Annotated in this window: 16 protein-coding genes; 12 read left to right on the top strand and 4 right to left on the bottom strand. The window is 54.8% G+C overall.

All coding sequences use genetic code 11. From position 1 onward, the window contains the following. Positions 1 to 44: 44 nt before the first annotated feature. Both pta and ackA read right to left on the bottom strand, forming a co-directional pair. On the bottom strand, positions 45 to 2,186 hold the full coding sequence (gene pta / locus LA04_RS17665) for a phosphate acetyltransferase (protein WP_047652569.1): 2,142 nt from the start codon (positions 2,184 to 2,186) through the stop codon (positions 45 to 47). 76 nt (positions 2,187 to 2,262) lie between these two features. Next, positions 2,263 to 3,465, bottom strand: coding sequence for an acetate kinase (ackA, locus tag LA04_RS17660; protein WP_023312544.1), 1,203 nt, complete (start codon positions 3,463 to 3,465; stop codon positions 2,263 to 2,265). Positions 3,466 to 3,802: 337 nt separating this feature from the next. Between ackA and yfbV the strand changes: the two genes are divergently transcribed. From yfbV to LA04_RS17640, 4 genes are all read left to right on the top strand, one after another. Further along, positions 3,803 to 4,258 carry a terminus macrodomain insulation protein YfbV gene (yfbV, locus tag LA04_RS17655; protein ID WP_023312543.1) on the top strand — a complete coding sequence of 152 codons (456 nt, stop codon included), beginning with the start codon at positions 3,803 to 3,805 and terminating at the stop codon, positions 4,256 to 4,258. Between the two features lie 91 nt (positions 4,259 to 4,349). Next, positions 4,350 to 4,844: a YfbU family protein gene (locus LA04_RS17650; protein WP_023617380.1), complete on the top strand. Its 495-nt coding sequence runs from the start codon at positions 4,350 to 4,352 to the stop codon at positions 4,842 to 4,844. Positions 4,845 to 4,855: 11 nt separating this feature from the next. Further along, entirely contained in the window at positions 4,856 to 5,515 is a 660-nt protein-coding gene (locus LA04_RS17645) for a sugar phosphatase (RefSeq protein ID WP_047652568.1), read from the top strand. 75 nt (positions 5,516 to 5,590) lie between these two features. Further along, complete coding sequence (locus LA04_RS17640) at positions 5,591 to 7,423, top strand: SLC13 family permease (protein ID WP_047652567.1); 1,833 nt, start codon at positions 5,591 to 5,593, stop codon at positions 7,421 to 7,423. A gap of 40 nt (positions 7,424 to 7,463) precedes the next feature. Here LA04_RS17640 and yfbR read toward each other — a convergent pair whose 3' ends face one another. Then, entirely contained in the window at positions 7,464 to 8,063 is a 600-nt protein-coding gene (gene yfbR, locus LA04_RS17635; RefSeq protein WP_029741932.1) for a 5'-deoxynucleotidase, read from the bottom strand. Positions 8,064 to 8,157: 94 nt separating this feature from the next. After that, a complete protein-coding gene (gene alaA / locus LA04_RS17630) occupies positions 8,158 to 9,372 on the bottom strand; it encodes an alanine transaminase AlaA (RefSeq protein WP_008500204.1) in 1,215 nt (404 codons plus the stop codon). A 937-nt stretch (positions 9,373 to 10,309) separates the two neighbouring features. Here alaA and lrhA point away from each other — a divergent pair. From lrhA to nuoH, 8 genes are all read left to right on the top strand, one after another. After that, positions 10,310 to 11,248, top strand: coding sequence for a transcriptional regulator LrhA (lrhA, locus tag LA04_RS17625; protein ID WP_029741933.1), 939 nt, complete (start codon positions 10,310 to 10,312; stop codon positions 11,246 to 11,248). Positions 11,249 to 11,879: 631 nt separating this feature from the next. Further along, positions 11,880 to 12,320: an NADH-quinone oxidoreductase subunit NuoA gene (gene nuoA, locus LA04_RS17620; RefSeq protein WP_006176516.1), complete on the top strand. Its 441-nt coding sequence runs from the start codon at positions 11,880 to 11,882 to the stop codon at positions 12,318 to 12,320. Between the two features lie 15 nt (positions 12,321 to 12,335). Continuing rightward, positions 12,336 to 13,010: an NADH-quinone oxidoreductase subunit NuoB gene (nuoB, locus tag LA04_RS17615; protein WP_003861482.1), complete on the top strand. Its 675-nt coding sequence runs from the start codon at positions 12,336 to 12,338 to the stop codon at positions 13,008 to 13,010. Between the two features lie 89 nt (positions 13,011 to 13,099). Next, on the top strand, positions 13,100 to 14,902 hold the full coding sequence (nuoC, locus tag LA04_RS17610) for an NADH-quinone oxidoreductase subunit C/D (RefSeq protein ID WP_023312537.1): 1,803 nt from the start codon (positions 13,100 to 13,102) through the stop codon (positions 14,900 to 14,902). 2 nt (positions 14,903 to 14,904) lie between these two features. Next, entirely contained in the window at positions 14,905 to 15,405 is a 501-nt protein-coding gene (gene nuoE / locus LA04_RS17605) for an NADH-quinone oxidoreductase subunit NuoE (RefSeq protein WP_006176513.1), read from the top strand. Next, positions 15,402 to 16,739, top strand: coding sequence for an NADH-quinone oxidoreductase subunit NuoF (gene nuoF / locus LA04_RS17600; RefSeq protein WP_023312536.1), 1,338 nt, complete (start codon positions 15,402 to 15,404; stop codon positions 16,737 to 16,739). The genes nuoE and nuoF overlap by 4 nt, the downstream gene beginning before the upstream one ends. A gap of 55 nt (positions 16,740 to 16,794) precedes the next feature. Then, complete coding sequence (gene nuoG, locus LA04_RS17595; protein WP_047652566.1) at positions 16,795 to 19,518, top strand: NADH-quinone oxidoreductase subunit NuoG; 2,724 nt, start codon at positions 16,795 to 16,797, stop codon at positions 19,516 to 19,518. After that, on the top strand, positions 19,515 to 20,492 hold the full coding sequence (gene nuoH, locus LA04_RS17590; protein WP_008500211.1) for an NADH-quinone oxidoreductase subunit NuoH: 978 nt from the start codon (positions 19,515 to 19,517) through the stop codon (positions 20,490 to 20,492). The genes nuoG and nuoH overlap by 4 nt, the downstream gene beginning before the upstream one ends. Positions 20,493 to 20,502: the final 10 nt, after the last annotated feature.

Here is a 20,502-nt window from a genome sequence, read left to right as displayed (position 1 = left end):
TTTTTGTTGCCCGGTAAGCGCTAGCGCCACCGGGCTTTTTAACATTACTGCTGCTGTGAAGACTGGATCGCGGTCAGCGCGATGGTGTAGACGATATCGTCAACCAGCGCACCACGAGACAGGTCGTTCACAGGTTTGCGCATGCCCTGCAGCATTGGCCCGATGGAGATCAGGTCTGCTGAACGCTGCACCGCTTTATAGGTGGTGTTACCGGTGTTCAGATCCGGGAAGATGAACACGGTAGCGCGACCTGCAACCGGCGAGTTCGGCGCTTTGGATTTCGCAACGTCGGCCATCACGGCGGCGTCGTACTGCAGCGGGCCGTCGATCATCAGGTCAGGACGTTTTTCCTGCGCCAGACGGGTCGCTTCACGCACTTTCTCTACGTCGCTACCAGCACCAGAGGTACCGGTGGAGTAGGAGAGCATCGCTACGCGCGGTTCGATACCGAAGGCAATCGCGGAGTCCGCGGACTGGATAGCGATTTCGGCCAGCTGTTCTGCGGTTGGATCCGGGTTGATCGCGCAGTCGCCGTAAACGTAAACCTGTTCAGGCAGCAGCATGAAGAACACGGAAGAAACCAGAGAGCTGCCTGGAGCGGTTTTGATCAGCTGCAGCGGTGGACGGATGGTGTTCGCCGTGGTGTGAACCGCACCGGAAACCAGACCGTCAACTTCGTCCTGCTCCAGCATCAGCGTACCCAGCACCACGTTGTCTTCCAGCTGTTCGCGCGCCACGGCTTCGGTCATGCCCTTGCTCTTACGCAGCTCGACCAGACGGGCAACGTAGCTCTCGCGAACCACTTCCGGGTCAACGATTTCGATGCCAGCGCCCAGCTCAACGCCCTGAGACGCCGCAACGCGGGTGATCTCATCCGGGTTACCCAGCAGCACGCAGGTCGCGATGCCGCGCTCTGCACAGATAGCAGCCGCTTTAACGGTGCGTGGTTCGTCGCCTTCTGGCAGAACAACGCGTTTGCCCGCTTTACGCGCCAGCTCGGTCAGCTGGTAACGGAATGCTGGAGGAGACAGGCGGCGGCTGCGCTCGGAGGTCGCAGTCAGGGATTCGATCCAGTCTGCGTTGATATAGCCCGCTACGTATTCCTGAACTTTCTCGATACGCTCGTGGTCATCAACCGGCACTTCCAGGTTGAAGCTCTGCAGGCTCAGGGAGGTCTGCCAGGTGTTAGTATTCACCATGAAGACCGGCAGGCCGGTCGCGAACGCGCGCTCGCACAGCTTGCTAACGCGTGGGTCCATCTCGTAGGCACCGGTCAACAGGATCGCACCGATTTCTACGCCGTTCATCGCGGCCAGGCAGGCTGCAACCAGCACATCAGGACGATCTGCGGAGGTCACCAGCAGGGAACCTGCGCGGAAGTGTTCCAGCATGTGCGGAATGCTGCGCGCACAGAAGGTCACGGACTTCACGCGGCGGGTGTTGATGTCGCCTTCGTTAACGATGGTAGCGTTCAGGTGACGCGCCATATCGATTGCACGGGTGGCAATCAGATCGAAGCTCCATGGCACCGCGCCCAGAACCGGAAGCGGGCTGGATCCCTGCAGCTTAGCCGGGTCAACTTTGATAACTTTCGCTTTGGAAGAGTCGTCGAAGATCTCGGACAGGTCAGGGCGAGTACGGCCCTGCTCATCCACCGGTGCGTTCAGCTTGTTCACGATCACGCCGGTGATGTTGGTGTTTTTCGCGCCGCCGAAGCTGCTGCGCGTCAGTTCGATACGCTCGTTCAACTGCTCTGGGGTGTCGGTGCCCTGAGACATCACGAAAACGATCTCTGCGTTCAGGGTTTTCGCGATTTCAAAGTTCAGAGACTGGGCAAACTGGTGTTTGCGCGTCGGGACCAGACCTTCAACCAGCACCACTTCCGCGTCTTGCGCGTTAGCATGGTAGTTGGCGATGATCTCTTCCATCAGCACGTCTTTCTGGTTGCTGGACAGCAGAGACTCAACGTGGCTCATCTTCAGCGGTTCAGCCGCCGGCAGATTGGAGTTCTTGCGAACGATGGTGGTGGTCTGGTCTGGCGCATCGCCACCGGCACGTGGCTGGGCGATTGGCTTAAAGACGCTCAGACGAACGCCTTTGCGTTCCATAGCACGGATAACGCCAAGGCTGACGCTGGTCAGGCCGACGCTGGTTCCGGTAGGGATCAGCATAATAGTACGGGACACGGTTTATCCTCTTTCGTTACCGCCGCAATTGGGCGGGTTACAAAACAGCACCGCCAGCATTGCTGGCGGTGTGGAATCAGGCAGTCAGGCGGTGCGCGTCTTGCGCAATGACCAGTTCTTCGTTAGTTGGGATAACGAGAGCAGGGCGGGTGCCTTCTTTGTTGATGAAGCCAGACTTGCCGAAGCGGGCAGCCAGGTTACGCTCGTGATCAACGTCGAAGCCCAGAACGCCCAGTTTGCCCAGGGACAGTTCACGAACCATTGCCGCGTTCTCACCGATACCACCGGTGAAGATAACCGCGTCCAGACGGCCTTCCATCAGCGCAGTGTAAGAGCCGATGTACTTCGCCAGGCGGTGGCAGTAAACGTCCATGGCACGTTTAGCGTCTTCTTTCTCTGCGTAGTTGTCTTCAACGTAACGGCAGTCGCTGGTAACTTCGGTCAGACCCAGCAGGCCAGACTCTTTGGTCAGCATTTTGTTGATCTGGTCAACGCTCATGCCCAGGGTGTCGTGCAGGTGGAAGATGATCGCCGGGTCGATGTCACCGGAACGGGTACCCATCACCAGACCTTCCAGCGGGGTCAGACCCATGGAAGTATCAACACATTTACCGTTGCGGATAGCAGAAACAGAACCACCGTTGCCCAGGTGGCAGGTGATGATGTTCAGTTCTTCAACCGGCTTGTTCAGGACTTTAGCGGCTTCCTGAGTCACGTAGAAGTGGCTGGTGCCGTGCGCGCCGTAGCGACGTACGCCGTGTTCTTTGTACAGGCTGTATGGCAGGGCATAGAGGTAAGACTCTTCCGGCATGGTCTGATGGAACGCGGTGTCGAATACGGCCACGTTTTTGTCTTTCAGATTCGGGAAGGATTTCAGCGCTTCAGCGATACCGATCAGGTGAGCCGGGTTGTGCAGCGGTGCGAAGGACGCAGAGTCCTTGATGCCCTGGATCACAGATTCGTCGATCACGACGGAGCTGGTGTATTTTTCGCCGCCGTGGACGATACGGTGACCAATCGCAGTCAGCTGAGCAGACAGTTCTGGTTTTTGTGCCAGAATAGTGTTAACGATAAAGTTCAGCGCTTCACTGTGAGCGGCGCCTGCACCTAAAGCCGCTTCTTGTTTGCTGCCGTCCATCTTCCACTTGATACGTGCTTCAGGCAGATGGAAACATTCGGCCAAACCAGAGAGGTATTCGTCACCGTTGAGCGCATCGATGATGGCGAATTTCAGTGAGGAGCTACCGCAGTTCAGAACCAGTACTAACTTACTCGACATGGAAGTACCTATTATTGATACGTGGCTAAAAAAACGTCAGTGAGTCTAACAGCGTAACGCATGAGGACTCGGACATTTATGATTAACATCATGCCAAACAAACATTGTGGCATGATGGAAGAAATAACTATGATTTTATGCCATTTTGCACAATTTTCAGCCAATGGCATAATGTGCAATAATTTGACGAGTTAATGATTCTCGTCTAAGGCCCTATCAGGCTGGCACAGGATACCCGATACGGGGTAGAGATGACAAAATATTTTGAACGTTGTCATAGCTTGTTGTGGTTTTGCACGAAAATTTTAATTTTTATATGTGAAGTTGAGGTACAGCCATGTCGACACCAGAGAACCCGTCCGTAAATTTTTTTAGTCTGTTTCGTCGGGGACAGCATTACGCAAAGACGTGGCCGATGGAAAAGCGCCTTGCGCCGATGTTCATTGAGAATCGCACTATCCGCGCCACGCGCTATGCGATTCGCTTTATGCCGCCTGTCGCTGTCTTTACGCTGTGCTGGCAGATTGCGTTGGGCGGCCAGCTTGGCCCTGCGGTCGCGACGGCGCTCTTCGCCTTAAGCCTGCCGATGCAGGGCCTGTGGTGGTTAGGTAAACGCTCCATCACCCCACTTCCCCCATCTATTTTACACTGGTTTTATGAAGTGCGCGGAAAACTGGAGGAGGCCGGACAGGCGCTCGCCCCGGTTGAAGGCAAGCCGGACTACCAGGCGCTGGCGGACACGTTAAAGCGTGCTTTTAAGCAACTGGATAAAACATTCCTCGATGACTTGTGATTGATCATCGAAACGACGACGAAAAGAAGGCACAGTAACAATCAGTTACCGTGTCTTTTTTTTAAGTGCAATGCGCTACAGGAGTCGAAAGATGGAAATGACCCATGCTCAACGTCTGATTTTGTCTAACCAGTACAAGATGATGACTATGCTTGATCCCGATAACGCTGCGCGCTACAGCCGCCTGCAAACCATCGTCGAACGCGGTTTTGGTTTGCAAATGCGCGAACTGGACCGCGAGTTTGGCGAGCTGAAAGAAGAAACCTGTCGCATCGTGATCGACATTATGGAGATGTATCACGCCCTGCACGTGTCCTGGACGAATCTCAAAGATCGGCAGTCCATTGACGAGCGCCGCGTGACCTTCTTAGGCTTTGATGCCGCAACGGAAGCGCGTTATCTGAGCTATGTTCGCTTTATGGTGAATACAGAAGGGCGCTATACCCACTTTGACGCGGGCACCCACGGCTTCAACGCGCAGACCCCTATGTGGGATAAATATCAGCGTATGCTAAGCGCGTGGCACGCCTGCCCGCGCCAGTACCATTTAAGCAGCAACGAAATTCAACAAATCATTAATGCCTGACGGAGGTGCGTGTGCAGTGTAAAGGTTTTCTGTTTGATCTGGACGGTACGCTGGTGGATTCGCTGCCGGTTGTGGAGCGTTCATGGTGCCATTGGGCTGACCGACATGGCATCGACCATCAGGACGTGCTGAATTTTATCCATGGCAAACAGGCCATTACCTCGCTACGGCACTTCCTGGCCGGACGCTCTGAGGACGAAATTCAGGCGGAGTTCAAATACCTGGAACACATTGAAGCCACGGATACGGACGGCATCACAGCCTTACCGGGCGCGCGCGAGCTGCTTGAGCATCTGAACGAGGCGCAGATCCCGTGGGCTATCGTCACCTCAGGCTCCATTCCCGTCGCCCACGCCCGTCATAAGGCGGCAGGTTTACCGAAGCCGGAAGTGTTTATTACTGCGGAGCGCGTAAAGCGTGGTAAACCGGAGCCCGACGCGTTTTTACTGGGCGCTGAACTGCTGGGCCTCGCGCCCGCAGAGTGCGTGGTGGTGGAAGATGCTGCCGCTGGCGTACTGGCCGGGCTGAACGCCGGAAGCCACGTTATCGCCGTTAACGTTCCGGCGGGATCCCCGCGGCTGGAGGAGGCAGACTTTGTGCTGAATTCACTGACGGTACTGGCTGTTTCGAAAGCCTCTGACGGAGTGGTAACCGTCTCGCTAAAACTGTAATCCCATGATACAGCCCCACATTGCTGGGGCTTTTTTATGGCACAATTCCTCATCTCCCACTGACAAGGACATGTTGTGAACGGTGAACTGATTTGGGTCCTGAGCCTGCTTTTAATCGCCATCCTTCTTTTTGCAACGGGCAAGGTACGCATGGACGCCGTCGCCTTGTTTGTCATCGTCGCGTTTGTGCTGAGCGGAACGCTCACGCTGCCGGAAGCCTTCTCCGGGTTTAGCGATCCCAACGTTATCCTGATTGCCGCCCTGTTTATTATTGGTGATGGGCTGGTGCGTACCGGCGTGGCGACCATCATGGGGTCGTGGCTGGTGAAGGTGGCGGGCAGCAGCGAAACCAAAATGCTGATCTACCTGATGGTGACCGTTGCCGGGCTGGGGGCGTTTATGAGCTCAACGGGCGTGGTCGCCATCTTTATCCCGGTGGTGCTGAGCGTCTCCATGCGGATGCAGATCTCGCCGTCGCGCCTGATGATGCCCCTGAGTTTTGCCGGATTGATCAGCGGCATGATGACGCTGGTGGCAACGCCGCCGAACCTGGTCGTCAACAGCGAGCTTATCCGGGAAGGATTTCAGGGCTTCAGTTTTTTCAGCGTCACCCCGCTTGGGCTGGTCATTCTGGTGATGGGCGTGGTCTACATGCTGCTGACCCGGTTTGCCCTGAAAGGTGAAAAACAGGACAAAAATAAAGAAGGGTGGAAGCGACGCACCTTCCGCGATCTGATTAAAGAGTACCGTCTCACCGGGCGCGCGCGCCGTCTGGCTATTCGTCCCGGTTCGCCGATGGTGGGACAGCGTCTTGACGACCTGAAGCTGCGTGAGCGCTATGGCGCGAACGTGATCGGCGTAGAGCGCTGGCGTCGTTTTCGCCGGGTTATTGTCAACGTCAACGGGGTGTCGGAATTCCGCGCGCGGGACGTCCTGCTGATTGATATGTCCACCGCGGACGTGGATCTGCGCGAGTTTTGCAGCGAACAGCTGCTGGAACCGATGGTGCTGCGCGGGGAGTATTTCTCCGATCAGGCGCTGGATGTCGGCATGGCCGAAGTATCGCTGATCCCGGAATCGGAACTGTTGGGTAAAACCGTGCGGGAAATGGGATTCCGAACCCGCTATGGCCTGAATGTCGTGGGGCTGAAGCGCGATGGCGTGGCGATCGAAGGGGCGGTGGTGGATGAGCCGATCCTGCTGGGCGATATCTTCCTCGTTGTCGGTAACTGGAAGCTGATTAGCCAGCTCGGGCAAAAAGGGCGCGATTTTGTGGTGCTCAACATGCCTGTCGAGGAGAGCGACGCATCGCCGGCGCACAGCCAGGCGCCCCATGCGATTTTTTGTCTGGTGCTGATGGTGGCGCTGATGCTGACCGATGAAATTCCCAATCCGGTCGCGGCAATCATCGCCTGCCTGTTGATGGGGAAATTCCGCTGCATTGACGCCGAAAGCGCGTATAAAGCCATTCACTGGCCGAGCATTATTCTCATCGTCGGGATGATGCCCTTCGCTCTGGCGCTGCAAAAAACCGGCGGGGTGGATCTGATCGTTAAAGGCTTAATGGACGTTGGCGGCGGGTATGGGCCGTACATGATGTTGGTCTGTCTGTTTATCATGTGCGCCACCATCGGTCTGTTTATCTCCAACACCGCGACGGCGGTACTGATGGCGCCGATTGCGCTGGCGATGGCCAAATCCATGGGCGTGTCGCCGTATCCCTTTGCGATGATGGTGGCGATGGCTGCTTCCGCGGCATTTATGACGCCGGTCTCTTCACCGGTTAACACGCTGGTGCTGGGGCCCGGGAATTATAGGTTCAGTGATTTCGTGAAGCTGGGCGTGCCGTTCACCGTGCTGGTGATGGTGGTGTGCGTGATATTGATACCGGTCCTGTTCCCGTTCTGAGCATTTTGCCGGGTGGCGGCTTCGCCTTACCCGGCAAAAATTACAACGGCGAATCCTGACTAATCTCGTCCAGCGATAAATGGAAGCTCGGCACAAACACCTGCATAAAGTAATCCATCTCTGCGCTGCGGCGGGATTCCAGCGTTTTTTCCAGACGCGTTTTCGCCAGTAAAAATTCGTTATTCCCCGCGGACAGCTCTTCCAGACACTTCAGGTAGGCGCAGAGCGCGTCGGCCTGTTTGACCAGCGACTTTTCATCTTCCGTGTACTGATGCTCATCGATGAGCGGCTCAAAAATGTCGCGCAACTCATCCGGCACCATGTCAATCAGCTTCTGCTGGGCAATCTTCTCGATAGCCTTATATTCCTGCGCAATTTGCGAGTTGAAATATTTCACCGGCGTGGGCAGGTCGCCGGTCAGCACTTCTGACGCATCGTGGTACATCGCCAGCAGGGCGATGCGCTCTGGATTGACCTGACCGTTGAATTTGCGGTTTTTAATGGCGGCCAGCGCATGAGCAACCATGGCAACCTGTAGACTGTGCTCTGACACGTTCTCTGTGCGCACGTTGCGCATCAGCGGCCAGCGGTTGATGAGTTTTAGGCGGGAGAGGTGGGCGAAGAAATGACTCTGACTCATAGGTTACCTTTTGTCTTCACTGCGACAGGCGTTCATTGTGCGGGGAGGGGAGGGAAGATGCAAATCAGGCTACCGAAGTAGCCTGATTTTAAGATTACTGATGGTACCCGGAGAGGAAGCGCCCGAAGCGGCTGATGGCCATTTCGAGGTCATCTTCGCGCGGCAGCGTCACGATACGCACGTGATCCGGCCACGGCCAGTTAAACGCCGTCCCCTGAACCAGCAGCACTTTTTCCTGCAGCAGGAAATCCAGCACCATTTTCTGGTCGTCATGAATATTAAAGCGCTTTGCGTCAATTTTCGGGAACATATAGAGCGCGCCATTCGGCTTCACGCAGGAGACGCCCGGAATATCGTTGATCAGCTCCCACGCGCGGTTGCGCTGTTCGTACAGGCGACCACCGGGAACGATGAACTCGCTAATGCTCTGATAACCACCCAGCGCCGTCTGGATCGCGTGCTGCGCCGGAACGTTGGCACATAAACGCATGGAGGCCAGCATTTCCAGCCCTTCAATATAGCCTTTGGCATGCTTTTTCGGACCGTTTAATACCATCCAGCCCTGACGGAAACCGGCCACGCGGTAGGTTTTTGACAGGCCGTTAAAGGTGACGGTCAGCAGATCCGGGGCCAGCGCGGCGATGGAGTGGTGCTGTGCCGCGTCGTACAGGATCTTGTCGTAAATTTCGTCGGCAAAGATGATCAGGTTGTGCTGGCGGGCGAGCTCGACGATCTCCATCAGCAGCTCTTTTGAGTACACCGCGCCCGTTGGGTTGTTCGGGTTAATGATCACGATGCCGCGCGTGCGGGGGGTGATTTTTGCTCGAATATCATCGAGGTCCGGGAACCAGTCGGAGGACTCGTCGCACAGATAGTGCACGGCTTTCCCGCTCGACAGTGATACGGCAGCCGTCCACAGCGGATAGTCCGGCGCGGGAACCAGCATTTCGTCCCCGCTGTTCAGCAGCGCCTGCATCGCCTGCACGATCAGTTCAGAGACGCCGTTGCCGATATAAATATCTTCAACGGTAACATCGCGCATACCGCGTGCCTGATAATGCTGCATGATGGCTTTACGTGCGGAGTAAAGTCCTTTGGAATCGCAATAGCCTTGCGCAGTAGGAAGGTTGCGGATCACGTCAACCAGAATTTCATCCGGCGCTTCAAAACCAAATGGCGCAGGGTTACCAATGTTGAGTTTCAGAACCTTGTTGCCTTCCTCTTCAAGGCGTTTTGCCTCTTTCAGAACCGGGCCGCGGATGTCATAACAGACGTTATCTAGCTTGCTGGATTTTTCGATAGGGGACATGAACCTTTAACCTTTTCGCTATTATTGCCACTCCCTGCCGTGGAAGTCAGCACGGAATAATGTACTCCCCCCTCGCTTCGTTTTGAAGGGTGTGCAGTAGAAGATTTTGTGCCGGAAGCAAAATTTTGATAAATCTTTTTCTCTGCGCGTTAGCTTTTTCACTGTCTTAAAGTTGTGCTCATCGCGATATGACAGGTTAAATATGCTATTCCTTTGACAAAATTCTGTATATTGTGCTGGTGAAAATAAGTGGTGAACCTGACAACGGTAGCAATCACCCTGAGTGACTTTTCGTAAAACCTGAATGCTTGATACATGTGCCTGTAAAAGCATAATGTGGCTAAAAGTTACTCATGTGAAATTAATGTTAAGTGCCATTAATGAATGGTCTTAATCTAAATTAAAATTTATTTATTATTAACCTATAAAATGCAACTTTAGTTAATTTTAATAAAATTAGTTTAGAAGCTTAACATTCTTCTTTAATCCTCAATATTGCAATAATACTTATAAATAAAGTGGATTTGGGTTAAGATGTCTTTCAGGAAAGCAGAGGACAGATGCAAAAATTTTGTATATCTGGTACTGACTTTTCGATTTAATTGATTGTTATTGTTGGAGTTATCTCTGGCTGGAGTGTGTCGAACATCTCCTGCTACGTTGACAGCGCTGCGATAAAGATGGCAGAAAAGGTGTTATACCTTTAATGTAATTTACATAAACCTGCGAACATCTAAATATCCTTAACGTTTAAGAGAATAAAAATAACGTCATGAAACGTGCTTTCTGACTGTTGATATAAAGCAGCACAATAACTATCTGTCAGGCAGTCTGCCGGGCCGGGATGCGAGGGAAAACCTTCAGAGGGAATTGCTTAACTGTTACACACAGCTTCAACCCGGGCAGCTCCGCACGAGCAACCTGAAAGTGAATAGATATGATAAATGCAAATCGTCCGATAATGAATCTCGACCTCGATCTGCTGAGAACGTTTGTTGCGGTCGCCGATCTCAACACTTTTGCAGCTGCTGCTGCCGCCGTTTGCCGAACTCAGTCCGCCGTTAGCCAGCAAATGCAGCGGCTGGAGCAACTGGTTGGTAAAGAGCTTTTTGCACGTCACGGGCGTAATAAGCTCTTAACGGAACACGGTATTCAGCTACTGGGTTATGCCAGGAAAATTCTTCGCTTTAATGATGAAGCATGTATGTCATTAATGTTTAGCAACCTTCAAGGGGTGCTAACGTTAGGCGCATCTGATGAGTCAGCGGATACAATATTGCCGTTTCTTCTCAACCGTATTAGTTCGGTTTATCCGAAGCTTGCGCTGGACGTTAGCGTAAAACGTAATGCCTTTATGGTTGAGATGTTAAATGAGCATAAAGTCGACCTTGTAGTGACTACGCATCGTCCCGGGCAGTTTGATTGCCTGACGTTGCGCACATCACCTACGCACTGGTATTGCGCAGCCGAGTACGTGCTGCAAAAAGGGGAGCCGGTTCCGCTGGTCTTACTGGATGACCCGAGCCCTTTCCGCGATATGGTGCTTACGGCGCTGAATGAGGCCAACATTCCGTGGCGTCTGGCGTACGTGGCTTCCACGCTGCCAGCGGTTCGTGCCGCCGTGAAGGCCGGTCTGGGCGTAACGGCCCGTCCGGTAGAGATGATGAGTCCCGATCTGCGCGTCCTGGGGAAATCCGATGGTCTCCCTGCGCTGCCGGATACGGAGTATCTGCTCTGCCACAATTCGTCCAGCCATAACGAGTTGGCCAAAGTGGTGTTCGAGGCGATGGAAAACTACCATAACCCGTGGCAGTTTGAGCGCGTTACCTCCGAAGGGGGGGATGACTCCCTGATCGTTGAAGGGGATTTTGAGTGATCGATAGCTCAATATTCTGGTAACAAAATGTAAGTGTAAAAAAAAGCCACTCGTGTGATTTTCACATGCAGTGGCTTTTTTTAAACAACAATACCCGCTTAAGGGGCATGGATTTTCAGGGTGCTATCTTACTTATCAATGAGTTGGATGCTTTAGCTTAAAACTTGTCCACTTTCCGTTCTAACTTCAACCATATCCCTCTCATGTTAAAAAAACAGGAAATATGTTGCCGTTTTCCATGTCGAATTAACAAAAGCGTGTCGCAGATCAAGAAAATACTCCTATTTGGGGGGAGGAATCGTTGGCAAATCCTGTCAAAATAGGAGGGTTATTTTTTTTACTTCCGAAACGGACACGATTCAACAACATACATTTGACGGAAAGTCATGCACCCACCAGGGTTAAAGGGCACCAAATGTTAATGAGAATCGCTCGATGTAATTTAATGTGAAGAAACCTTTGTTAAAGTTGACAATAGGTTATAGAAAGGAGTAAAAAACCCCATCATTTTGCTGTCTACGTCTCATTTCTGACAGTTAGTGTAAGGTTATTTGTTCCTCCCCATGAATCGATGTGATGCCCATCTGCCAGCAAGAGCAGTGTCGTAGGTATCACTTTTGATGAGTAAGCAATGAGTATGTCAACATCCACAGAAGTCATCGCTCATCACTGGGCATTCGCAATCTTTCTTATTGTAGCCATTGGCCTGTGCTGCCTGATGTTAGTCGGCGGCTGGTTCCTGGGCGGTCGCGCCCGTGCAAGGCACAAAAACACCCCTTTCGAATCAGGTATTGATTCGGTAGGTACCGCTCGCTTACGCCTGTCTGCCAAGTTTTATCTGGTAGCCATGTTCTTCGTCATCTTCGACGTGGAAGCGCTTTACCTTTTCGCATGGTCAACGTCCATCCGCGAAAGTGGTTGGGTGGGCTTTGTCGAGGCCGCAATTTTCATTTTAGTGCTACTGGCCGGTCTGGTTTATCTGGTGCGTATTGGCGCGCTTGACTGGACGCCTGCGCGTTCACGTCGTGAACACATCAACCCGGAAAACAGTATCTCTAATCGTCAGCAGTAACAGCGAGGCAATAAGATGGATTATACGCTCACCCGCATAGATCCTAACGGTGAGAATGACCGTTACCCCCTGCAAAAACAGGAGATCGTAACCGACCCCCTGGAGCAAGAAGTCAATAAAAGCGTGTACATGGGCAAACTCGAACATGCCATGCACGATATGGTCAACTGGGGTCGTAAGAACTCCATCTGGCCTTACAACTTTGGCCTTTCTTGCTGCTACGTTGAAATGGTGACGTCATTCACTGCGGTGCATGACGTTGCGCGTTTTGGGGCCGAGGTACTCCGTGCTTCCCCGCGTCAGGCTGACCTGATGGTGGTTGCCGGTACGTGCTTTACCAAGATGGCACCTGTTATTCAGCGTCTGTATGACCAGATGCTGGAGCCAAAATGGGTTATCTCCATGGGCGCATGTGCAAACTCTGGCGGTATGTACGACATTTATTCCGTCGTGCAGGGCGTAGATAAATTTATCCCAGTGGATGTGTACATCCCGGGTTGTCCGCCACGTCCGGAAGCCTACATGCAGGCGCTGATGCTGCTGCAGGAGTCTATCGGTAAAGAACGTCGCCCACTGTCGTGGGTGGTTGGCGATCAGGGTGTGTATCGCGCGAACATGCAGTCTGAGCGCGAGCGTAAACGTGGTGAACGTATTGCCGTCACCAACCTGCGTACGCCTGACGAAATTTAATTTGCGCCTGTAGGCCTGGAGAACACCTTCGCATATCACTACTCAAATAGCGCGAAGCCAGGCTCAACAGTCACCACGGACCATTTGCAATGGTGAACAATATGACCGACTTAACCGCGCAAGAAGCCGCCTGGCAGACCCGGGATCATCTGGATGACCCAGTCATTGGCGAACTGCGCAACCGTTTTGGGCCGGATGCCTTTACTGTTCAGGCTACCCGCACCGGGGTACCCGTTGTTTGGGTGAAGCGTGAGCAATTGCTGGAAGTTGTCGATTTCCTCAAGAAATTGCCAAAACCGTACGTCATGCTGTTTGACTTACACGGCATGGATGAACGTCTGCGTACCCACCGCCAGGGTCTCCCTGCTGCGGATTTTTCCGTTTTCTACCACCTGATCTCAATAGACCGTAATACGGATATCATGCTCAAGGTGGCATTGTCTGAAAACGACATGCATCTGCCGACGATCACCAAACTTTTCCCGAACGCGAACTGGTATGAGCGTGAAACCTGGGAAATGTTCGGCATGACCTTCGACGGCCACCCGCATCTGACGCGCATCATGATGCCGCAGACCTGGACCGGCCACCCGTTGCGTAAAGACTACCCTGCGCGTGCAACCGAATTCGATCCGTTTGAGCTGACTAAAGCCAAGCAGGATCTGGAGATGGAAGCGCTGACCTTCAAACCGGAAGACTGGGGTATGAAGCGCGGTACCGACAACGAGGACTTCATGTTCCTCAACCTCGGTCCAAACCACCCGTCAGCGCACGGTGCATTCCGTATTATTCTTCAGCTTGATGGCGAAGAGATTGTCGACTGCGTGCCTGACATCGGCTACCACCACCGTGGCGCTGAGAAGATGGGCGAGCGTCAGTCCTGGCACAGCTACATTCCGTATACCGACCGTATCGAGTACCTCGGCGGCTGCGTCAACGAGATGCCATACGTGCTGGCCGTTGAGAAACTGGCGGGTATCGTTACGCCGGATCGCGTTAACGTGATTCGCGTTATGCTCTCAGAACTGTTCCGTATCAACAGCCACCTGCTGTACATCTCCACGTTCATTCAGGACGTCGGCGCGATGACCCCGGTCTTCTTCGCCTTTACCGACCGTCAGAAAATCTACGATCTGGTGGAAGCGATTACCGGTTTCCGTATGCACCCGGCCTGGTTCCGTATCGGCGGCGTGGCACACGATCTGCCGCGCGGCTGGGACCGTCTGCTGCGTGAGTTCCTCGACTGGATGCCAAAACGTCTGGCGTCATACGAGAAAGCCGCGCTGCGTAACACCATTCTGAAAGGCCGTTCCCAGGGCGTTGCTGCCTACGGCGCGAAAGAAGCGCTGGAGTGGGGGACGACAGGTGCAGGTCTGCGTGCGACCGGTATTGATTTCGACGTGCGTAAAGCCCGTCCTTACTCTGGCTACGAGAACTTCGACTTTGAAGTCCCGGTGGGCGGCGGTGTCTCCGACTGCTACACCCGCGTGATGCTGAAAGTGGAAGAGCTGCGCCAGAGTCTGCGCATCCTTGAGCAGTGCCTCAACAACATGCCGGAAGGCCCGTTCAAGGCGGATCACCCGCTGACGACGCCGCCACCGAAAGAGCGCACGCTGCAACATATCGAAACCCTGATCACCCACTTCCTGCAGGTTTCATGGGGTCCGGTCATGCCGGCGCAAGAATCCTTCCAGATGATTGAAGCGACCAAGGGTATTAACAGTTACTACCTGACCAGTGACGGCAGCACCATGAGCTACCGTACCCGCGTGCGTACGCCGAGCTTTGCGCACCTGCAGCAGATCCCGTCCGCCATCCGCGGCAGTCTGGTCTCCGACCTGATTGTGTATCTGGGTAGTATCGATTTTGTTATGTCAGATGTGGACCGCTAATTATGCACGAGAATCAACAACCACAAACCGAGGCTTTTGAGCTGAGTGAAGCAGAACGTGCCGCCATTGAGCACGAGATGCACCACTACGAAGACCCGCGTGCGGCGTCCATTGAAGCGCTGAAAATCGTACAGAAACAGCGTGGTTGGGTGCCGGATGGGGCGATCTATGAGATCGCGAAAGTGCTGGGTATTCCGGCAAGCGACGTAGAAGGCGTGGCCACGTTCTACAGCCAGATCTTCCGTCAGCCGGTTGGCCGCCATGTGATCCGCTACTGTGACAGCGTGGTCTGCCACATTACCGGTTATCAGGGTATTCAGGCTGCGATTGAGAAAAAACTCAATATCAAGCCGGGCCAGACCACGTTCGATGGACGCTTTACTCTGCTGCCAACCTGCTGCCTGGGTAACTGCGACAAGGGGCCGACCATGATGATTGATGAGGACACTCACAGCCATCTGACGCCGGAAGCGATTCCTGACCTGCTGGAGCAGTACAAATGAAAACTGTAATTCGTACTGCTGAGACGCATCCGCTGACCTGGCGTCTGCGCGATGACAAACAGCCGGTATGGCTCGACGAATACCAGAGCAAAAACGGCTATGCCGGCGCGCGTAAAGCCCTTGGCGGCATGGCGCCGGACGACATCGTTAACGCGGTGAAAGACTCCGGCCTGAAAGGGCGCGGCGGTGCGGGCTTCTCCACCGGTCTGAAGTGGAGCCTGATGCCGAAAGACGAATCCATGAACATCCGTTACCTGCTGTGTAACGCCGATGAAATGGAGCCGGGCACCTATAAAGACCGCCTGCTGATGGAACAGCTGCCGCACCTGCTGGTGGAAGGCATGCTGATCTCCGCGTTCGCGCTGAAAGCCTACCGTGGCTACATCTTCCTGCGCGGTGAGTACATTGAAGCGGCGGAAAACCTGCGTCGCGCGATTGCCGAAGCCACCGAAGCGGGCCTGCTGGGCAAAAACATCCTGGGTACCGGGTTTGACTTCGAACTGTTCGTGCACACCGGTGCCGGGCGTTATATCTGCGGTGAAGAAACCGCGCTGATTAACTCCCTGGAAGGCCGCCGCGCGAACCCGCGTTCCAAGCCACCGTTCCCGGCAAGTTCCGGCGTATGGGGTAAACCGACCTGCGTAAACAACGTTGAAACCCTGTGTAACGTTCCGGCTATTCTCGCCAACGGCGTGGAGTGGTATCAGGGCATCTCCTCAAGCAAAGATGCCGGTACCAAGCTGATGGGCTTCTCTGGTCGCGTTAAAAATCCTGGCGTCTGGGAACTGCCGTTCGGTACCACCGCACGCGAAATTCTTGAAGATTATGCCGGCGGCATGCGCGATGGCCTGAAATTCAAAGCCTGGCAGCCGGGTGGGGCAGGGACAGACTTCCTGACCGAAGCCCACCTCGACCTGCCAATGGAATTCGAAAGCATTGGTAAAGCAGGCAGCCGTCTGGGTACGGCGCTGGCGATGGCCGTCGACCACGAGATCGGCATGGTCTCGCTGGTGCGTAACCTGGAAGAGTTCTTCGCCCGTGAGTCCTGCGGCTGGTGTACACCGTGCCGTGATGGTCTGCCGTGGAGCGTGAAGATCCTGCGTGCAATCGAACGTGGCGAAGGCCAGCCTGGGGATATCGAGACGCTTGAGCAACTGTGTCGATTCTTAGGCCCGGGTAAAACCTTCTGTGCCCACGCACCGGGTGCCGTCGAACCTCTGCAGAGCGCGATCAAATATTTCCGCGACGAGTTCGAAGCAGGCATCAAGCAGCCGTTCAGCAATACCCATGCCATCAATGGGATTCAGCCGAACCTGCTTAAAGCGCGCTGGTAACGACAAGAATTTTGATTAACGCTCGGTTTCGACCGAGCCAACTGGAAGCATGCTAATGGCTACGATTCATGTAGACGGCAAAGAATACGAAGTCAACGGGGCGGACAACCTGCTGGAAGCTTGTCTGTCTCTTGGCCTCGATATTCCGTACTTTTGCTGGCATCCGGCGCTGGGCAGCGTCGGTGCTTGCCGCCAGTGTGCGGTGAAGCAATATCAAAACGCGGAAGACACGCGTGGTCGCCTGGTGATGTCCTGTATGACGCCAGCCACCGAAGGCACTTTTATTTCGATTGATGACGAAGAAGCCAAACAGTTCCGCGAAAGCGTTGTGGAATGGTTGATGACCAACCACCCGCACGACTGTCCGGTCTGTGAAGAGGGAGGTAACTGCCACCTTCAGGATATGACCGTGATGACCGGCCACAGCTTCCGTCGCTATCGCTTTACCAAGCGTACCCACCGTAACCAGGACCTGGGGCCGTTCATCTCTCACGAAATGAACCGCTGCATCGCCTGCTACCGCTGCGTGCGTTACTACAAAGACTACGCAGACGGTCAGGATCTGGGCGTGTATGGCGCGCATGACAACGTCTACTTTGGTCGTCCGGAAGACGGTACGCTGGAAAGCGAATTCTCCGGTAACCTGGTAGAAATCTGCCCGACCGGCGTATTCACGGATAAAACCCACTCCGAGCGTTACAACCGTAAATGGGACATGCAGTTTGCGCCAAGCATCTGCCAGCAGTGTTCCCTCGGCTGTAACACCAGCCCGGGTGAGCGTTACGGCGAGCTGCGTCGTATCGAAAACCGTTACAACGGTACCGTTAACCACTACTTCCTCTGCGACCGCGGTCGTTTCGGCTATGGCTATGTGAACCTGAAAGACCGTCCGCGTCAGCCGGTTCAGCGCCGTGGTGACGACTTCATTACCCTGAACGCTGAGCAGGCGATGCAGGGCGCGGCAGATATTCTGCGCCAGTCGAAGAAAGTGATCGGTATCGGCTCCCCGCGCGCCAGCATTGAAAGCAACTTCGCGCTGCGCGAGCTGGTTGGCGCGGAAAACTTCTATACCGGTATCGCCCAGGGTGAGCAGGAACGTCTGCAGCTGGTACTGAAAGTGCTGCGTGAAGGCGGTGTCCACACTCCTGCGCTGCGCGAAATCGAATCTTATGATGCGGTTCTGGTGCTGGGTGAAGACCTGACGCAGACGGGCGCACGCGCGGCTCTGGCGGTTCGTCAGGCGGTGAAGGGGAAAGCACGTGAAATGGCAGCGGCGCAGAAAGTGGCTGACTGGCAGATTGCAGCAATCCTCAACATCGGCCAGCGCGCGAAGCATCCTCTGTTTGTGACCAACGTCGACAATACCCGTCTGGACGATATCGCCGCGTGGACCTACTGCGCGCCGGTTGAAGATCAGGCGCGCCTCGGCTTTGCCATTGCCCACGCGCTGGACAGCAACTCGCCGGCCGTTGAACTGGATCGCGACCTGCAAAACAAGGTTGACGTGATTGTTCAGGCCCTGGCGGGTGCGAAGAAACCGCTGATTATTTCCGGTACTAACGCCGGTAGCGCCGAGATCATTCAGGCGGCAGCCAACGTTGCCAAAGCCCTGAAAGGCCGCGGTGCGGACGTCGGCGTGACCATGATTGCCCGTGCGGTGAACAGCATCGGTCTGGGTATGATTGGCGGCGGCTCGCTGGAAGCAGCGTTAAGCGAACTGGAATCCGGTTCCGCTGACGCCGTTGTGGTGCTGGAAAACGATCTGCATCGCCACGCCTCTGCCGCTCGCGTTGACGCCGCGCTCTCCAAAGCGCCGCTGGTAATGGTCATTGACCATCAGCGCACCGCTATTATGGATAAAGCGCACCTGGTGCTCTCTGCGGCAAGCTTCGCAGAAAGCGACGGTACCGTTATCAACAACGAAGGTCGCGCCCAGCGTTTCTTCCAGGTTTATGACCCGGCGTACTACGACAGCAACACCGTGATGCTGGAAAGCTGGCGCTGGCTGCACTCCCTGCACAGCACCGTGCAGAGCCGTGAAGTGGACTGGACGCAGCTCGACCACGTTATCGACGCGGTAGTCGAAAAACTGCCTCAGCTGGCAGGCATTAAAGATGCCGCACCTGAAGCAAGCTTCCGCATTCGCGGCCAGAAACTGGCGCGTGAACCGCACCGCTACAGCGGCCGTACCGCGATGCGCGCCAATATCAGCGTGCACGAACCGCGTCAGCCGCAGGATAAAGACACCATGTTCGCCTTCTCTATGGAAGGGAACAACCAGCCGTCTGCGCCGCGTTCGCAAATCCCATTCGCATGGGCGCCGGGCTGGAACTCCCCGCAGGCATGGAACAAGTTCCAGGCTGAAGTGGGTGGTTCCCTGCGCCACGGCGATCCGGGCGTGCGCCTGATTGAAGCCTCCGAAACCGGTCTGGACTTCTTCACCACCGTTCCAGCGAGCTTCCAGGCGCAGGAAGGTAACTGGCGTATCGCCCCGTACTACCATCTGTTCGGTAGCGATGAGCTGTCCCAGCGTTCACCGGTCTTCCAGACCCGTATGCCGCAGCCGTACATCAAGCTTAACCCGGCTGATGCCGCGAAGCTTGGCGTTAACGCGGGCGCGAACATTGCCTTTAGCTATGACGGCCAGACCATCAGCCTGCCGCTGATTATTTCTGAAAGTCTGACAGCAGGGCAGGTCGGTCTGCCGATGGGTATGCCTGGCATCGCGCCGGTTCTGGCGGGTGCGCGTCTTGATAATCTGCAGGAGGCAAAAGCATGAGTTGGTTAACGCCGGATCTTATCGACATCCTGCTGAGCATTCTGAAAGCGATTGTTATCCTGCTGGTGGTGGTCACCTGCGGCGCGTTCATGAGCTTTGGTGAACGTCGTCTGCTCGGTCTGTTCCAGAACCGTTACGGACCGAACCGCGTGGGCTGGGGTGGTTCACTCCAGCTGGTCGCGGACATGATCAAGATGTTCTTTAAAGAGGACTGGATCCCGCGCTTCTCGGACCGCGTGATCTTTACTCTGGCACCGATGATCGCCTTCACCTCGCTTCTGCTGGCGTTTGCTATCGTTCCGGTCAGCCCGACCTGGGTGGTCGCCGATCTGAACATCGGCATTCTGTTCTTCCTGATGATGGCAGGCCTCGCGGTTTACGCGGTGCTGTTCGCAGGCTGGTCCAGTAACAACAAATACTCGCTGCTGGGTGCGATGCGTGCTTCCGCGCAGACGCTGAGCTACGAAGTGTTCCTGGGGCTCTCCCTGATGGGCGTGGTGGCGCAGGCCGGTTCATTCAACATGACCGACATCGTCAATAACCAGGCCGACATCTGGAACGTTATCCCGCAGTTCTTTGGGTTTATTACCTTTGCTATCGCGGGCGTGGCGGTGTGTCACCGTCATCCGTTTGACCAGCCAGAAGCCGAACAGGAACTGGCCGACGGTTACCACATTGAATATTCCGGTATGAAATTCGGTCTGTTCTTCGTGGGCGAGTACATCGGTATCGTCACCATTTCCGCGTTGATGGTAACGCTGTTCTTCGGTGGCTGGCATGGCCCGTTCTTACCGCCGTTCATCTGGTTCGCGCTGAAAACCGCGTTCTTCATGATGATGTTCATTTTGATTCGCGCAGCGTTACCGCGTCCGCGTTACGACCAGGTAATGTCCTTCGGCTGGAAAGTGTGCCTGCCGCTGACGCTCGTCAACTTGTTGGTAACGGCCGCTGTCATTCTCTGGCAGCAGCCATAAGGGGCTATAG

Source organism: Enterobacter sp. UCD-UG_FMILLET, assembly GCF_000762975.1.
Taxonomy (GTDB): domain Bacteria; phylum Pseudomonadota; class Gammaproteobacteria; order Enterobacterales; family Enterobacteriaceae; genus Enterobacter; species Enterobacter dykesii.
Note: the sequence above shows the minus strand (reverse complement) of the source record. Positions and strands in the feature narration are given on the sequence as shown.

Bases quoted from the DNA above. Each gene is read 5' to 3' on its own strand.
- ackA (WP_023312544.1), bottom strand. From the start codon at position 3,465: ATGTCGAGTAAGTTAGTACTGGTTCTGAACTGCGGTAGCTCCTCACTG.
- yfbV (WP_023312543.1), top strand. From the start codon at position 3,803: ATGTCGACACCAGAGAACCCGTCCGTAAATTTTTTTAGTCTGTTTCGT.
- LA04_RS17650 (WP_023617380.1), top strand. From the start codon at position 4,350: ATGGAAATGACCCATGCTCAACGTCTGATTTTGTCTAACCAGTACAAG.
- yfbR (WP_029741932.1), bottom strand. From the start codon at position 8,063: ATGAGTCAGAGTCATTTCTTCGCCCACCTCTCCCGCCTAAAACTCATC.
- alaA (WP_008500204.1), bottom strand. From the start codon at position 9,372: ATGTCCCCTATCGAAAAATCCAGCAAGCTAGATAACGTCTGTTATGAC.
- lrhA (WP_029741933.1), top strand. From the start codon at position 10,310: ATGATAAATGCAAATCGTCCGATAATGAATCTCGACCTCGATCTGCTG.
- nuoA (WP_006176516.1), top strand. From the start codon at position 11,880: ATGAGTATGTCAACATCCACAGAAGTCATCGCTCATCACTGGGCATTC.
- nuoB (WP_003861482.1), top strand. From the start codon at position 12,336: ATGGATTATACGCTCACCCGCATAGATCCTAACGGTGAGAATGACCGT.
- nuoC (WP_023312537.1), top strand. From the start codon at position 13,100: ATGGTGAACAATATGACCGACTTAACCGCGCAAGAAGCCGCCTGGCAG.
- nuoE (WP_006176513.1), top strand. From the start codon at position 14,905: ATGCACGAGAATCAACAACCACAAACCGAGGCTTTTGAGCTGAGTGAA.
- nuoF (WP_023312536.1), top strand. From the start codon at position 15,402: ATGAAAACTGTAATTCGTACTGCTGAGACGCATCCGCTGACCTGGCGT.
- nuoG (WP_047652566.1), top strand. From the start codon at position 16,795: ATGGCTACGATTCATGTAGACGGCAAAGAATACGAAGTCAACGGGGCG.
- nuoH (WP_008500211.1), top strand. From the start codon at position 19,515: ATGAGTTGGTTAACGCCGGATCTTATCGACATCCTGCTGAGCATTCTG.